This is a genomic window from Saccharothrix sp. ALI-22-I (assembly GCF_001984175.1).
In the GTDB taxonomy this organism is placed as follows: Bacteria; Actinomycetota; Actinomycetes; order Mycobacteriales; family Pseudonocardiaceae; genus Actinosynnema.
Genome location: NZ_MTQP01000048.1, coordinates 38067 through 52649, shown reverse-complemented (window position 1 = coordinate 52649; position 14583 = coordinate 38067). Strand labels below are relative to the sequence as shown.

Annotated in this window: 15 protein-coding genes; 5 read left to right on the top strand and 10 right to left on the bottom strand. The window is 70.3% G+C overall.

From position 1 onward, the window contains the following. Window positions 1-67 precede the first annotated feature (67 nt). The 3 genes from fabG to ALI22I_RS09270 are packed head-to-tail and all read left to right on the top strand — an operon-like array spanning window position 68 to window position 2027. Complete coding sequence (gene fabG, locus ALI22I_RS09280; RefSeq protein WP_077005056.1) at window positions 68-829, top strand: 3-oxoacyl-ACP reductase FabG; 762 nt, start codon at window positions 68-70, stop codon at window positions 827-829. Window positions 830-835: 6 nt separating this feature from the next. Next, a complete protein-coding gene (locus ALI22I_RS09275; protein WP_077005055.1) occupies window positions 836-1288 on the top strand; it encodes a MaoC family dehydratase in 453 nt (150 codons plus the stop codon). 55 nt (window positions 1289-1343) lie between these two features. Further along, window positions 1344-2027 carry a hypothetical protein gene (locus tag ALI22I_RS09270; protein ID WP_077005054.1) on the top strand — a complete coding sequence of 228 codons (684 nt, stop codon included), beginning with the start codon at window positions 1344-1346 and terminating at the stop codon, window positions 2025-2027. A 180-nt stretch (window positions 2028-2207) separates the two neighbouring features. Here ALI22I_RS09270 and ALI22I_RS09265 read toward each other — a convergent pair whose 3' ends face one another. From ALI22I_RS09265 to ALI22I_RS09235, 7 genes are all read right to left on the bottom strand, one after another. Beyond that, the gene (locus ALI22I_RS09265) at window positions 2208-2780 is read right to left on the bottom strand and encodes a DinB family protein (protein ID WP_077005053.1); all 573 of its coding nucleotides are present in this window, start codon (window positions 2778-2780) and stop codon (window positions 2208-2210) included. Continuing rightward, a complete protein-coding gene (locus tag ALI22I_RS09260) occupies window positions 2777-3361 on the bottom strand; it encodes a TetR/AcrR family transcriptional regulator (RefSeq protein WP_077005052.1) in 585 nt (194 codons plus the stop codon). Before ALI22I_RS09260 ends, ALI22I_RS09265 begins: the two co-directional genes overlap by 4 nt. A gap of 22 nt (window positions 3362-3383) precedes the next feature. Next, window positions 3384-4139, bottom strand: a complete 756-nt coding sequence (locus tag ALI22I_RS09255) for a hypothetical protein (RefSeq protein WP_077005051.1) — start codon at window positions 4137-4139, stop codon at window positions 3384-3386. Beyond that, entirely contained in the window at window positions 4126-5583 is a 1458-nt protein-coding gene (locus tag ALI22I_RS09250; RefSeq protein WP_077005050.1) for a substrate-binding domain-containing protein, read from the bottom strand. Before ALI22I_RS09250 ends, ALI22I_RS09255 begins: the two co-directional genes overlap by 14 nt. Next, entirely contained in the window at window positions 5580-6782 is a 1203-nt protein-coding gene (locus ALI22I_RS09245; protein ID WP_083751584.1) for a hypothetical protein, read from the bottom strand. Before ALI22I_RS09245 ends, ALI22I_RS09250 begins: the two co-directional genes overlap by 4 nt. An 80-nt stretch (window positions 6783-6862) precedes the next feature. Continuing rightward, window positions 6863-7624, bottom strand: coding sequence for an SDR family NAD(P)-dependent oxidoreductase (locus ALI22I_RS09240; protein ID WP_077005049.1), 762 nt, complete (start codon window positions 7622-7624; stop codon window positions 6863-6865). A gap of 125 nt (window positions 7625-7749) precedes the next feature. Next, entirely contained in the window at window positions 7750-8895 is a 1146-nt protein-coding gene (locus tag ALI22I_RS09235) for an acyl-CoA dehydrogenase family protein (RefSeq protein WP_077005048.1), read from the bottom strand. Between the two features lie 85 nt (window positions 8896-8980). Here ALI22I_RS09235 and ALI22I_RS09230 point away from each other — a divergent pair, with 85 nt between their 5' ends. Beyond that, complete coding sequence (locus ALI22I_RS09230) at window positions 8981-9607, top strand: TetR/AcrR family transcriptional regulator (protein WP_077005047.1); 627 nt, start codon at window positions 8981-8983, stop codon at window positions 9605-9607. A gap of 9 nt (window positions 9608-9616) precedes the next feature. On the opposite strand, the gene ALI22I_RS09225 is transcribed toward ALI22I_RS09230, so the two are convergent. The 3 genes from ALI22I_RS09225 to ALI22I_RS09215 all read right to left on the bottom strand — a co-directional run bounded on the left by ALI22I_RS09225 (window position 9617) and on the right by ALI22I_RS09215 (window position 11427). Beyond that, window positions 9617-10132 (bottom strand): hypothetical protein, encoded by a 516-nt coding sequence (locus ALI22I_RS09225; RefSeq protein ID WP_077005046.1) that lies wholly within the window; start codon window positions 10130-10132, stop codon window positions 9617-9619. 62 nt (window positions 10133-10194) lie between these two features. Further along, on the bottom strand, window positions 10195-10467 hold the full coding sequence (locus tag ALI22I_RS09220) for a GlsB/YeaQ/YmgE family stress response membrane protein (RefSeq protein WP_077005045.1): 273 nt from the start codon (window positions 10465-10467) through the stop codon (window positions 10195-10197). Between the two features lie 147 nt (window positions 10468-10614). Continuing rightward, window positions 10615-11427: a sporulation protein gene (locus tag ALI22I_RS09215; RefSeq protein WP_077005044.1), complete on the bottom strand. Its 813-nt coding sequence runs from the start codon at window positions 11425-11427 to the stop codon at window positions 10615-10617. A gap of 168 nt (window positions 11428-11595) precedes the next feature. Between ALI22I_RS09215 and ALI22I_RS09210 the strand changes: the two genes are divergently transcribed. After that, a complete protein-coding gene (locus ALI22I_RS09210; protein WP_077005043.1) occupies window positions 11596-14556 on the top strand; it encodes an acetyl-CoA carboxylase family protein in 2961 nt (986 codons plus the stop codon). Window positions 14557-14583: the final 27 nt, after the last annotated feature.

Below are 14583 nucleotides of genomic sequence, written 5' to 3'. Positions count from 1 at the left end.
GTCAAGACGACGTCGCCGGTAGGTTACTAAGCGGTTGCTTAGGCCCGCAGATCAAGGAGGATTGACCGTGGCCGAGACGGACGCACGGGTGGCCATCGTCACCGGTGCCGCATGCGGCATCGGCGCCGCCGTAGCCACGCGGCTCGCGCAGGACGGCTTGGCCGTCGCACTGCTCGACCTCGACGAGGGCAGCTGCGCCGAGGCCGTGGAGAAGATCAAGGCCTCCGGTGGGACGGCCATCGCGGTGGGTGTCGACGTCAGCGACAGCGCGGCGGTCGACGCGGCGGTGCAGCGCGTCGCCGACGAGTTGGGCGCGCCGACCGTCCTGGTCAACAACGCGGGCATCCTGCGGGACAACCTGCTGTTCAAGATGACCGACGACGACTGGGACGCGGTGATCAACGTGCACCTGCGCGGCTCGTTCCTGATGAGCCGGGCGGTGCAGAAGTTCCAGACGGCGGCGAAGTGGGGCCGGATCGTCAACCTGTCCAGCACGTCGGCGCTGGGCAACCGGGGTCAGGCGAACTACTCGGCGGCCAAGGCGGGCCTGCAGGGGTTCACCAAGACGTTGGCGATCGAGCTGGGCAAGTTCAACGTGACCGTGAACGCCATCGCGCCGGGGTTCATCGCGACCGACATGACCGCCGCGACGGCGGCCCGCGTCGGCGTCGACTTCGAGGACTTCAAGAAGGGCGCGGCGGCGGCGATCCCGGTGGGGCGCGTCGGCACTCCGGAGGACATCGCGCACACGGCGTCGTTCCTGGTCAGCGAGGGCGCGGGGTTCGTGTCCGGCCAGGTCGTCTACGTCGCCGGCGGACCGAAGGACTGAGGGCGGATGCGGGTATTCGCGAACCTCGACGAGCTGGCGGCGGCCAAGGGCGAGCACCTCGGTTTCGGCGAGTGGCACGAGATCACGCAGGCGGAGATCAACCTGTTCGCCGACGCCACCGGTGACCACCAGTGGATCCACGTGGACCTGGAGAAGGCCGCCGCCGGGCCGTTCGGCGCGCCGGTCGCGCACGGTTACCTGACGTTGTCGCTGATCCCGCTGCTGGTGCGGGACATCTACAAGGTCGAGGGCCTGTCCATGGGCGTGAACTACGGGTTGAACAAGGTGCGCTTCCCCAGCCCGGTCGTCGTCGGGTCGCGGGTGCGGGCCGGTGCCGAGTTGGCCGAGATCGCCGATGTGGCGCAGGGCAAGCAGGCGGTGGTGAAGGTGACCGTGGAGATCGACGGCAACCCCAAGCCCGCGTGCGTGGCGGAAACCGTCGTCCTGCTGGTCCCCTGACCGCAAGCGGCCACGCGCGCCGCGGGGCTCCGATCGTCGAGGACGATCGGGAACCGTGAAGGGGCGCGAAGGTCGGGAGCGGATCACGAACGTCCCGCGCAGGCCTGCCCGGCGCGGGACGTTCGTCGTCCGCCATCGGTTGCGGATCGGTGGTCTGGTCAGCGGTGCCTGCCTGCTCGCCGGGCTGGCCGTGCTGACCCTGACGGTGTTGAGCACCCCGTGGTGGATCGTCGACATGTTCCGGCCCGTCCAAGGCGTGGGCGGGTTGCTGATCGCGCTGTTCGCGTTGCTGATCGTGCTGGGCCTACCCGCGGTGGTCGCGCTGCCAGCGGGCATCCGCCCGGGTAACGCCGCCCTGCGCCGACGGGTGCTGGCGATGGACGGCGAAGGCGTGTGGATCTACGAGTCGGCGCTGTGGTGGTCCGCCCCGTACGTGGTGCCGTGGCGCGATGCCGGCCTGATCCGCGCGTCCACCCGTGATCACACCGACGTCGACGCGGCGGAAACCGGACCGACACCGACGCTCGTGCCGTGGGACTACCTGGATTTCGGCGATCCCCCGCGGGCGGGCGTACACCTGCGGTGGCTGACCGCGACCGCCGAGGAGATCGTCGAGCAGGCCCGGCTCCGCCGACCGGACCTCGTCTTCCTCGACCGGCGGACACCGCCGCCGGCGGGTCTCGGCGGGTGGGTGCTGCGGCGCCGGCGCAGTGGCCGCCGGCCCCCTTTCCTCCGATGACCCCGCGGTGCTACTGGAGCCCTGACCACATGTTCCGGCTGGTACGGCTTCGCAGGGGTCCTCGCCAAGGGGACCCCTGCTTTTACCCTGCCACAAAGGACCGACGATGTCGGGCGCGCAAGCGCCACCTGTGGACAAGTGCGAGCCGATGGATAACGGCAATGGGTGGTGCGCGAGCGGTCAGGCGTCGGCCTCGCGGGCCACGCGTTCCAGGCGGGCGCGGTAGTCGTCCCACCAGGGGGCGTCGCCCGGGGGGAGGTTGTCGTTGTCCGGGCGCAGGCCGGCTGTGCCGTCGATGAGTTCGCGGACGATGTCGGCGTGGCCGGCGTGGCGGTTGGTCTCGGCGATCATGTGGATGAGGATCAGGTGGAGGGTGACGGTTCGACGCTCCTCCGGCCACCACGGCACGGCGCCGGTCGAATCCAGGTCCAGCGCGTCGATCGTCACGTCGGAGTGCACGCCCGCCCGCTGGTAGAGGGCGACGATGTCCTCACGCGACTCGTCCGCCGTGGCCCACATGTCGGCGTTCAGCTCGGCTTCGTCGCTCATCCACGGCAACGGCTCGGGGAACGGGCGGCCGAACGTGTCGCCGAAGTACCCCATCTCCACCCCGGCCAGGTGCTTGACCAGGCCGAGCAGGTTCGTGCCGGTCGGCGTCAACGGACGTCGCACGTCGTACTCCGACAGGCCGTCCAGCTTCCACAGCACCGCCTCACGCGCGGTCCGGAGGTAGCGGTGCAGGTGGGACTTCATGACGAGCCCTCCACGGGGCGCAGTGACGCGAGGAGCAGGTCGGCGAAGTGGCGGCCCACCTGCTTGGCCGACAACGGACCGTCGGCGCTGTACCACTGGCCGAGGTGGTGGACGGTGCCGAAGAAGTAGTGCACGGTGAGGTCGGCGGGCACGTCGGTGCGGAACACGCCCGCGGCCTGTCCTTCCTCCACAAGCGACCGGAACCGCTCGTGGTAACGCCGCCGTTCCGCCCGCATCTCCCGCCGCTTGTCCTCGGCCAGGTGGTCGGCGGACCGGAAGTACACGCGGGCCTGGTCGAAGTTGTCCACCGACGTGACCACGACGTCGACCGCCGCCGCGTGCAACCGCTCGGCCACCGGCGCCGACCCGGACGCGAAGTGGTCCAACCGCTCCGTCTGCATCCGCAGCAGGCTGCCGTAGATCTCGTGCAGGAGGTCGTCCTTGGACCCGAAGTAGTGGTACATGGCGCCCTTGGTGACGCCCGCCAGGTCCACGATCTCCTGCACCGCGACCCGGTCGAAGCCCTTCGCGGCGAACAACCGCGTCGCAGCGTCGATCAGCCGCTCCGGTACCGATGCCATGGGCCAAGCATCCCACGACCGTTCACTGGAACATCGCGATCGGCCGGATCACCAGCTGCTGGGAGTCCGCCTTCCACGACTGCACCTTGCCCAGGCACCGCGCCTGGAACCCGCCCTCGGGCACGACGTCGTCCCGCAGCCCGGCGTTGTAGCACTCGACCCGCACCTGCGGCCCCTGCTCGGGGTCGTCCGGGTCGCCGAACGGCGCCAGGAACACCGTCGTGCCGTCACCGTCGGACGCCACCCGGAACACGCCCTTCACCGACACGTACGAGTCGATCCGCCGCAACCGCACCGTCTCGGACGACTCCAGGTGCTGCTCCAACGCCGTGTTCCGCAGCAACGTCAGGTCACGCAGGTCCACGTGCACGACACCGGAGGCGGACTCCAACGCGTCCAGCAGCACGCCGACCACGGCGATCGGCTCGTACTGCTCGATGTAGGTCTTCACCACCTCGCGCCCGGACGTCCGCACGCCCTCGACGCCCAGGTCCAGGCCCTTCAACGCGATCTTGCCGTCCTTGGTGACGCCGACCCGGTCCACCACCTCCTTGGTCATCGCGTCGCCGTACCGCCCGACCTGGTAGAGGTCCATCACGGACTTCTCGTGCAGGTAGATGGTCAACCCGGGCACCTCGCGCGGCGGCGCGAACCGGTGCCGGGACCGCCACGCCCACACACCCACCCCGGCCGCCACGACGAGTGCCAGCACGGTCGCGATCCACACGATCGCCCACGGCCACCACACCGACCACCACAGTGCTCTATCGACAGCCACGGATCTCCTTCACCGCCTCCAGCAGTGACCCGGTGGTGGCGTCCACCACCCGCCCGCCGGTCGCCCGCGCCACCCGGTCCAGCTCCACCGGGTCGGCCTCGCCGAACCGGATCGCGTACGTGCGCGCCGGCGGGTCCGGCCACGCGGCCAGGAACTCGTCCGCGCTCATCCCGGCGTTGTTCTCGCCGTCGGTCATCAACACCACCGTGCCGTCGCCGACGACCCGGTAGGCGTGGTCCAGGGCCGACCAGATCGCGGTGCCGTCCGCCAGTCCGGAGGACGCCAACGCGCCCGCCAACGCCTCCAGGTCCGCCGCACCTCGGACCACGACACTGCGCTCCTCCATCACGGTCCCCGCGAACCGCACCAGCACGACCGTCTCCCCCACCCGGAACCGGTCGAACCCGCCCGCCCGGCTCAGCGTCGCGAACGCCTCGCGCAGCCCGGCGATCCGCCCGCCCGCCATGGACGTCGAGTGGTCCAGCACGAACACCACCCGGCCCGGCTCACCCGCCCGGTCGTAGGCGGCGAGCAGGGTGTCCACGACCTCCTGCGTGCCGGGGAAGTACAGCGCGGTGCCGATCGGCTCGCGCAGCTTCTCCGTCCGCTCGACCTGCGGGTCCACCGGCCGGCGCGAGGTGCGTTCCATGATCGCCCGCTGCGCGGACGGCGAGCGCAGCCACTCCACCACCCGGTCGTACGCGGCCCGCTTGTCCGGCTTCAGCAGCATCAACGGGTAGTCGGAGAGCACGATCCCGTCACGCGGGTACACGACCTCCAGCGGCTCGCGGAGCTGCCCGGACGCGTTCAGGGACAGCACCGCCGACTCGTACGTGACCACGGCGTCCACCTCGTCCTGCCGCTTCACGTACTCGTCCACGACCTCCGCCGCGCCGGACGCGCCGAACGCCCGTCCGGTGAGGAACCCCTGGAGCTTGTCGCAGGTGACGTCCTCGCTCCGCAGCGCCGCACCGGTATCGGCGGCGGCCGTCGCCACCCCGATCAACGCCGCCATCCCGCTGCCGGACACCCTCGGGTCGGCCATGCCGAACCGCAGCTCCCCCGCCGCCGCACGGCCCGCGATATCGGCCCACGACGCGCCGCGCAGCGGCCCCGCCCGGCTCGCCTTCACGCCCAGCACCAGCGGCGACAGCATCGTGGTCGCGGACGGCGGCAGGTCCACGTTCTTGAGCTTGAGGTACCGGTTCGTGGACAGCCACGCCAGGTCGTGGTCCACACCCGCCGCCAGCTCCTCGCCGGCCCGCACCGTGCCCCGGTAGTCCAGCCGCAGCTCCACCCCGGTGTCCCGGCGCAGGTCCTCCAGCACGGACGAAAGGTCGGCCAGCTCCGAACTGGCCAGCACGGTCAACGTGGTCTGTTCGGGCGTGCCCGAGGTGCACCCGGCCAGCACCGCCACCACCAGGAGGAGAACCGGCAGCCTCATATCGGCACCCGGATCTCGGGGCAGCGGCCGACCTCCCGGATCATCGTCTCCAGCTCCGGCGGCTTGGGCAGGAACCCTTCCGTGAGGCTCGACACCGGCTCCGGCAGACCACGTTGCGCCAGCAGTTCGTTGAGCGCGGTCGAGTCCTGGTTGTCGAGCCGGAACCCCAGCTCGAGGGCACGTTGGCGCAGGTCCGGATGGCTGCGCACCAACTCGCCGACCCGCTCCCCCGCCGCGCTGAACGCGATCAGCCACGGCTCGGTGCGGTGGTGCGTGTCGGGGTAGAGGAGAACGCGCTCGTCGTCGGGCCTGCCGTTCTTCGCCACCTCGGCGAGCTGGTGCGCCATGTACTGGTGCTCGTACATGACGCCGACGGGCGCGGTGGTGCGTCCGTCCGGGTGGAAGAACGTGGTGCCGATGCCCGAGCCGTGCAGGCCCTCGATCTCGAACACCGGCCTGATCCTCTGCGCCACCGGCAGCGCGTCCTGCTCGGTCGGTGCGACGGACTTGTTCGCGGCGAACGCGACCAGGCCCATCCAGGCCGAGCCCGAGTAGGAGTCGCACGGGTTGGGGGTCTGCGCGACGATCTGGTTGCGGCTGGCGACGGGTTTGTTCTTCAGCTGCTGCCAGGTCTTCGCCGGTGCCCCGTCGTCGGGCAGGGACAGCTTGACGAACGCCACCATGTCCAGGGTGTAGTAGAACCCCTGCCCGTTCTCCTGCTTCGTCGCCACCCCCTCCGCCTCCAGGGCTTCGGCGTACTCCCTGAACGCGCCCAGCACCAACGGGCTGGCGAACGGGAAGAACACCCGGCCGCCGAACCGGTCCCGGATCAGCTCGCCCGCCGCCTGCCCGGACGGCATCACGAAGTCGAACTCGCGGACCCGGTCCTGCCGGTCGCGGGCGATCTCCCGCGAGCCGCCCGAGTCGGTGACCCGCACGTCGATGCCGTTGGCCATCAGGATGCGGCGGACCTCGGGGTCCTGGAAGTACACCGACTTGGACGCCATCATGGCGCTCACCACGGTGATCTGCTGGAACGGCAACACCACCGTGCCGGACGCGAACAGCGCGACGGCACCGGCCAACGCGATACCCGCCGATACGCCGAACGGCAGCAGGAAACGCTTGCGCCGGAAGACGGACCTGGGCGGATCGAGGATGGTGAAAGCGGGTTCTTCGGTCGAGCTCTTCGCGACCACGGATTCCCCCGTGCGGACGGCGATCTCCCCTGGTACCAGACTAGATCGCCATGCCGCCGGGGTGGGTTACAAGTCGACGATCAGCCGCCGAGCGTCGCACCGCCGTCCACCACGAACGTAGCGCCGGTGGTGTAACCGCCTGCCGCCGAAGCGAGGAACACGACCGCCGCGGCCAGCTCCTCCGGATCACCCACCCGGCCCATCGGCAGCCGCGAGATGTGCGATTCGAGGTAGCCCTCGGGGTACTGGTCGGTCATCTCCGAGGCGAAGTAGCCGGGCGCGAGCGCGTTGACCCGGATGCCCTTGCGCCCGGTCCACTGCTGCGCCAGGTCACGGGTCAGGCCGAGCAGACCGGCCTTCGACGCGGAGTACGCCGCCTGCGGCAGACCACCGGTGACCAGGCCGAGCACGCTGGAGACGTTGATGATCGACCCGCCGTCGGTCATCACGGCCGCCGCGGCCTGCGCCATCCAGTACGCGCCGTTGAGGTTGACGTCCATGACGCCCAGGAACTGCTCGGGCGTCTCCCGGGACGCGGGCACCGCCGACGCCACGCCCGCGTTGTTCACCAGCACGTGCACCGGGCCGAACTCGGCCGCGGCACGGGCCACCTCACGGCAGTCGTCCGGCTGCGCCACGTCGGCCTGCACGATCAGCGCGCGCCGACCGGTGCTCTCGACCACCTGCGCGGTGTCCTTGAGCTTTTCCACCCGCCGCGCGGCGAGCACGACGTCCGCGCCCGCCTCGGCCAGGCCCTTGGCGAACGCCACGCCCAGACCGGAGGACGCACCGGTGACGATCGCGACCTGCCCGTCCAACCGGAACCTGTCCAGAATCCCCATCAGATCCTCTCTGTGTTTGATTGCCGCTGCTCCGCAGACGGCGGGCGAGGTCGCCTGGGAAGTCGCGACCTCGCGTGGTGGTTGCGTGGTGGTGCGTGATGGTGGGTGGTGGTGCGCGGGCGCGATCACAGGCCGAGGTCGCGGCCGATGAGTTCCTTCATGATCTCGTTGGAGCCGGCCCAGATCTTGGTCACCCGGGCGTCCATCCAGGCGCGGGCCACGCGGTACTCGGTCATGTAGCCGTAGCCGCCGTGCAGCTGCACGCACGCGTCGATGACGTCGTTCTGCACGTCCGCGCTCCAGTACTTGGCCTTGGCCGCGTCCACGGCGCTCAGCTCGCGCCGGGTGTGCGCGTCGGTGCACTGGTCCAGGAACGCCTGCGTCACGTCGATCTTGGTGACCAGCTCGGCGAGGGTGAACTTGTTGTGCTGGAACGAGCCGATGGCCTGCCCGAACGCCTTGCGCTCCTTGGCGTACTCGATCGTCTCGACCAGGATCTGCTTCGCGTGGGCCAGGTTGGAGATCGCGCCGCCGAGGCGTTCCTGCGGCAGGCGTTCCATCATGTAGATGAAGCCCAGGTCGACCTCGCCGATGACGTTCTCCTGCGGGACGCGGACGTCCTCGAAGAACAGCTCGGCGGTGTCGGACTCGGGCTGGCCGACCTTGTCCAGCTTGCGGCCGCGCTCGAAGCCCTTCATACCGGTCTCGACGGCGAACAGGGTGATGCCCCTGGCCTTCTTCGCCGGGCTGGTGCGGGCGGCGATGACGATCATGTCGGCGGAGAAGCCGTTGGTGATGAACGTCTTGGAGCCGTTGAGGATCCAGTCGGTGCCGTCCTGGACGGCGTTGCTCTTGAGCGCCGCGAGGTCGGAGCCGCCGGACGGTTCGGTCATGCCGATGCCGGTGGTCATCTCGCCCGCGCAGAACCGGGGCAGCCAGCGCTGCTTCTGCTCCTCGGTGCACAGGTCGACCAGGTACGGGGCCACGACGTCGCTGTGGATGCCCAGGCAGGAGGCCATGCCGGCGCTGGACTTGGACACCTCCTCGGCGAGGACGGCGTTGAACCGGTAGTCGTTCGCGCCGCTGCCGCCGTACTCCTCGGGGACCTCCAGGCCGAGCAGACCCTGCTTGCCGGCCTCCAGCCACACGTCGCGGTCGATGTGGCGCTGCTCGACGAACTTCTCGTAGTTCGGCTTGAGGGTGCGGTCGACGAACGCCTTCGCGCTCTCGCGGAACGCTTCGTGGTCGGGTTCGAACAGCGTGCGGCGCACTCTCAGGCCTCCATACTAAGCGGTTGCTTAGGGCTAAGCGTATGCTTAGCCTGCGGTATCGTCCGGTTCGTGTCAAGGAGGGCGCATGACGACGACCCAGGGTGAGTTCGCGCGCCTGGATGAGACGTGGTCCTCGGTCACGCCCCCGGCGGCCAGGCGGATGCTGATCGCCGCCGCCGCCGCGTTCTCGGTGCGCGGGTACCACGCGACCACGACACGGGACATCGCGGCGCAGGCCGGCATGTCGCCCGCGGCGGTGTACATCCACTACCGGTCCAAAGAGGAACTGCTGTTCCAGATCTCGCGGATCGGGCACGCGACGTCGTTGGCGGTGCTGACGGACGTGACCGAGGTCGATCCGGTGGCCCGGCTGGCGACGGCCGTGCGGGCTTTCGCGTCGTGGCACGCGGAGTACCACACGACGGCGCGGGTGGTGCAGTACGAGTTGAGCGCGTTGACGCCGGAGCACCTGGCCGAGGTGGTGGAGCTGCGCCGGCGGATCGAGGCGGCGGTGCGCGGGATGATCGAACGCGGCGTGGCGGCGGGGGTGTTCGACGTGCCGGACGTGCGGGGGGCGACCCTGGCGGTGCTGTCGCTGTGCATCGACGTCGCCCGCTGGTACCAGCCGACCGGTCGGCGCACGCCCGCGGAAATCGGCGACCTCTACGCCGACCTGGTGCTGCGCATGGTGGGTGTCCACGCGTCGTCGTGAGGTGCCGGCTCAGCCGATGTCGTCGAGGTCCTGCCCCGCGAACCACTCCTCCACGGTGCTCGTGCGGTCGTCCATGGACATGGTCATCGCCTCGACCCTCTTGCCGATCGCGGGACCGTGCCTGCCGAGCAGGTCCGCGGTGTGCCGGTCCTGGTGGCTCATCCGCCGCATCTCGTCGAGTTGGCCGATGCTCATGCCGGTGATCACCTGCCAGGCGTCGAGGTCGGTGACGAACTCGGACGTCCGCTTCGCCATCGCCGCCGCCATCAGCGTGTAGAACGCGTCGGTGGACGTGACCGGCTCCCGGCGCCGCAGGATGTCGAGGATCTGCCGCAGCTGCTCCGCCGTCCACGGCTGGGCGGGCAGGGTCGCCATCGCCCAGGCGACCTCGGTGGTCAGCGCCCGGTTCGGCACCACCGGCGGCCCCACCAGCGGGACCTCCCCGATCGCGCCCACCCGGCGCAGCGCGGCGACGGCCCACCCGATCCTGGACCAGTCCAAGGCCTCACGCGAGTTCGCGTCCAACCCGTCGACGGCACAAGGCCCCCCGGAACATTCCGGGAGGCCCTGTCGGTCGGGTCCTGGGGCTAGCGGACGGATTTCCTGCCGTAGAAGCCTGCGACGAGGCTGACGCCGACGGCGGCGATCACCACCTGGACGATGATCTCGATCCAGTCGATGCCAGGCGTGTCCTCCACGCCGAACGCCCGGGCGACGAACGTGCCCAGGAACGCCGCCACGATGCCGACCACGATGGTCAGCCAGATGGGAATGGCCTGCTTGCCCGGCGCGACGAGCTTGCCCAGCAAACCGATGATGAGGCCGACGATCAGAGCACTGATCACACCGCCGATGCCCACTGTGCCTCCTGCGGGTTAGTCGCCTTCGAAGAAGTCCCCGATCTCGTCGAGGGCCTCACCCATCATCATCCCACCGAAAACGCCGGCCGCATTACCAGCGACCACACCACCCGCGCCGATTCCCCCGCCACGGTGACCGCCGCGGCCTCAGCGGTGACCGCCGTGCATGCCGTAACCGCCGGACGATCGCCTGCCGGAGACCTGGTCCATCCACTGGTGCAGCAGCGCCGCCCAGTCCGTGCGGATCACCTCATCGTGCGACATGGCGAAATGCCCGAACGAGTCACCGCCCTGCCGGAACAGCCCACCGCGGCGGTCCGCCTCCAGCACCACGTACAACCGGTGCGGGTCGGTCACGAACGTCAGCTCCAGCTGGCTGATCTTGCCCAGGAACTGCTGCGGCGGCAGGAACTCGATCTCCTGGTAGAACGGCAGCTGCTGCGGCACGCCGTGGATGCGCCCCGACTCGTTGTCGGCCCGCTGGAAGCGGAACCCGAGCGCGCCGAACGCGTTCAGCACGTGCTCCTGCGACCGGGTCGGGTGCACCGCCACCGGGTCGAGGTCACCGGGGTCGACCGCGCCGCGCACCTCCAGCTCGGTGCGCAGACCCATCGTCATCCCGTGCAGGTGCTGCCCGTGCACCACGGTCACCGGCGTCTCCAGCGGCACCGGGAACTGGAACGGCAGCACCAGGTTCTGCTTCGGCGCGACGCTGATCCGCTGCCCGACGACGATCCGCGCGAACTCGACGTTGCGGTTGTGCTCGTTGTCGCCGCTCTCCACCTCGACCCGGGTGACCAGCGACAGCTTGACCTGGTCGATCTCGGCCGGGTGGTCACCGCCCGCGATGCGGACCTCACCGGTCACCACCTCACCCGGTCGGGTGTTCGGGTTGGTCAGCACCGTGTCGACGGAAGGACCGCCGACCCCGAACGCCCGCAACATCCTCTTGAAAACCACGGTGGTGCCTCCTGGCCTGCTTTTGGGTCACGCTCTTGGGCGGTTTGCCCCAAGGACGCCTCGGTAGGTGGATCGGTTCCCACTGGACTAACGCTAAGCGCAGATGCCAGTATGCGACGGCGGTCACATACTAAGCGGTCGCTCAGTAGACTCGCCCAGGAGGCTGAAGTGCCCACGCTGCTCGTCGCCAACCGGGGGGAGATCGCCGTCCGGGTGCTCCGCGCCGCCGCGGACCTCGGCTGGCGCACCGTCGCCCTGGTCACCGACTCCGACGACGCCCACGGCCGGTTCGCCGATCGCGCGGTCCGGTTGCAAGGCTCCTACCTGGACGTGGACGCCGTGCTCGCCGCCGCCGGCGGGTGCGATCTGGTGCACCCGGGCTACGGGTTCCTGGCCGAGAACGCCGGGTTCGCGCGGCGGTGCGCGGAGGCCGGCCTGACGTTCGTCGGCCCGCCGCCGGAGGTGCTGGAGCTGCTCGGTGACAAGAGCCGTGCGCGGGCTCTGGCGGCCGAGGTGGGCGTGCCGGTGCTCGCGGGCGCCGAGGACGGGTTCGAAGCGTTCTTCCGCGTGCACGGAGCGGTGGTGGTGAAGGCCGTCGCCGGTGGTGGCGGCAAGGGCGTGCGGGTGGTGCGGCGGCTCGCCGAGCTTTCCGGCGCGGTCGAGCGGTGCCGGGCGGAGGCGCTGGCCGCGTTCGGCGACGACACCGTGTTCGTCGAGGAACTGCTCGAACCCGCCCGGCACGTCGAGGTGCAGTTGGTCGGCACGACGGTGCTGGGCGACCGCGACTGCTCGTTGCAGGTCCGGCACCAGAAGCTGATCGAGGTCGCACCCGCGCCGGACCTCTCCCCCGACCTGCGGACCGCGCTGCACGAGGCGGCGGCGACGATCGCGCGTGCCGTCCGGTACACCGGGCTGGGCACGGTGGAGTTCCTGGTCGCACCGGACGGCCGGTTCGCGTTCCTGGAGGCCAACCCGCGGCTCCAGGTCGAGCACACGGTCACCGAGCAGGTCACCGGGCTGGACCTGGTGCGCGCCCAACTGCTGCTGGCGACCGAGGTCGAGCCGGACCTGACCCACACGCCGCGCGGCAGCGCGATGCAACTGCGCGTCGGTCTGACCTCGACGGGACGGCTGTCGGCGTTCGTCCCGCCGTCCGGGCCGGGCGTCCGGGTCGACACGCACGCGTCCGTCGGCTACCGGGCGGGCCTGGGTTTCGACCCGTTGCTGGCGAAGGTCGTGGTGCACGCCGACGACCTGCACACCGTGCTGCGCCGGGCCCGCCGTGCGCTGGACGAGTTCACTGTGGACGGTGCCGGGACGAACATCGGCTTCCTGCGCGGGTTGCTGGACCACCCGGATGTTTTGGCAGCGCACACGGGTCTGGTGGATTCGCTGCCCCGTGAGGACACGGGAGCGCGCGCTCCCGTGCAGGGCACCGTCGTGGCGATCGAGTCCGGCTCGGTCGTCGTGGAAGCGATGAAGATGCAGCACGTGGTGCCGATCGGTGACGCGCGGGTGCTGGTCGAGGTCGGCGACACGGTCGCGGAAGGCGCGTTGCTGGCCGAGGGCGTGGATGTGGCGGTCGAGGAGAAGGCCGTCGAGGTCGACTTGGACGACGTGCGGCCGGATCTCGCGGAAACGTTGGCGCGGCACGACTTCTCACGTCCCGAGGCGGAGGCGAAGCGGCACGCGGCCGGGCGGCGGACCGTTCGGGAGAACATCGCCGACCTGTGCGACGAGTTCGTCGAGTACGGCGGGTTGGCCATTGCCGCGCAACGCCGACGGCGGTCGTTGGACGAGTTGGTCGAGCGCACGCCGGCGGACGGGTTGGTCGCGGGCGTCGGCACGGTGAACGGCGGCCAGGTCGTCGCGATGTCCTACGACTACACGGTCCTCGCGGGCACCCAGGGGCTGCGCAACCACGCCAAGAAGGACCGGATGTTCGCGTTGGCCGAGCAGCGGCGGCTGCCCGTGGTGCTGTTCGCCGAGGGTGGCGGCGGCCGGCCGGGTGACACCGACCACGGCGGCGTCACCGGGTTGGACTGCATGGCGTTCCACCTGTTCGCCAAGCTGTCCGGGCTGGTGCCGCTGGTCGGTATCGCGTCGGGTCGGTGCTTCGCCGGGAACGCGGTGCTGCTGGGCACGTGCGACGTGGTGATCGCGACCCGCGACGCGACGATCGGCATGGGCGGCCCGGCGATGATCGAGGGCGGCGGGCTCGGCGTGTTCCGGCCCGAGGAGATCGGGTCGGTCGACGTCCAGGTGCCCAACGGCGTGATCGACGTGCTCGTGTCAGATGAGGCCGAGGCCGTCGCGGTGGCCAAGAAGTACCTGTCGTACTTCCAGGGCGCGGTCGACGGCTGGGAGTGCGCCGACCAGCGGCTGCTGCGGCACCTCGTACCGGAGAACCGGGTGCGCGCCTACGACGTGCGGACCGTGGTGGAGACGATCGCCGACACCGGGTCGGCGCTGGAGCTGCGGCGCGAGTTCGGGCGCGGCATCGTGACCGCCCTGGTCCGGGTCGAGGGCCGGCCGCTGGGGCTGATCGCGAACGACCCCGGCCACCTCGGTGGGGCGATCGACGCCGACTCGGCGGACAAGGCCGCGCGGTTCCTCCAGCTGTGTGACGCGTTCGACCTGCCGGTGGTGTCGCTGTGCGACACGCCGGGGTTCATGGTCGGCCCGGACGCCGAGCGGACCGCGACCGTGCGGCACCTGACCCGGATGCTCGTGACCGGCGCGAACCTCGACGTGCCGTTCGGGTTCGTCGCGTTGCGCAAGGCGTACGGGCTGGGTGCGCAGGCCATGGCGGCGGGCAGCCTGAAGGTGCCCCTGTTCGCCGTGGCGTGGCCCAGTGGCGAGTTCGGCCCGATGGGCCTGGAGGGCGCCGTGCGGCTCGGGTACCGGCGCGAACTGGACGCCATCGACGACCCGGCGCAGCGCAAGGAGGCCTTCGAGGCGATGGTCTCGGCCGCCTACGAGCACGGCAAGGCACTCAACGTGGCGTCCGCGTTCGAGATCGACGACGTGATCGACCCGGCCGACACCCGACGCTGGATCACCACCCTGCTCACCGGTCCGGTCGCCGATCGGACGACAAAAAAACGCCCATTCGTGGATACCTGGTGACGGCTACGCGCCACCAAACGCGAACTC

Excerpts from the sequence above, each read along its gene's own strand:
- ALI22I_RS09275 (WP_077005055.1), top strand. The coding sequence starts at position 836 with ATGCGGGTATTCGCGAACCTCGACGAGCTGGCGGCGGCCAAGGGCGAG.
- ALI22I_RS09265 (WP_077005053.1), bottom strand. The coding sequence starts at position 2,780 with ATGAAGTCCCACCTGCACCGCTACCTCCGGACCGCGCGTGAGGCGGTG.
- ALI22I_RS09260 (WP_077005052.1), bottom strand. The coding sequence starts at position 3,361 with ATGGCATCGGTACCGGAGCGGCTGATCGACGCTGCGACGCGGTTGTTC.
- ALI22I_RS09250 (WP_077005050.1), bottom strand. The coding sequence starts at position 5,583 with ATGAGGCTGCCGGTTCTCCTCCTGGTGGTGGCGGTGCTGGCCGGGTGC.
- ALI22I_RS09240 (WP_077005049.1), bottom strand. The coding sequence starts at position 7,624 with ATGGGGATTCTGGACAGGTTCCGGTTGGACGGGCAGGTCGCGATCGTC.
- ALI22I_RS09230 (WP_077005047.1), top strand. The coding sequence starts at position 8,981 with ATGACGACGACCCAGGGTGAGTTCGCGCGCCTGGATGAGACGTGGTCC.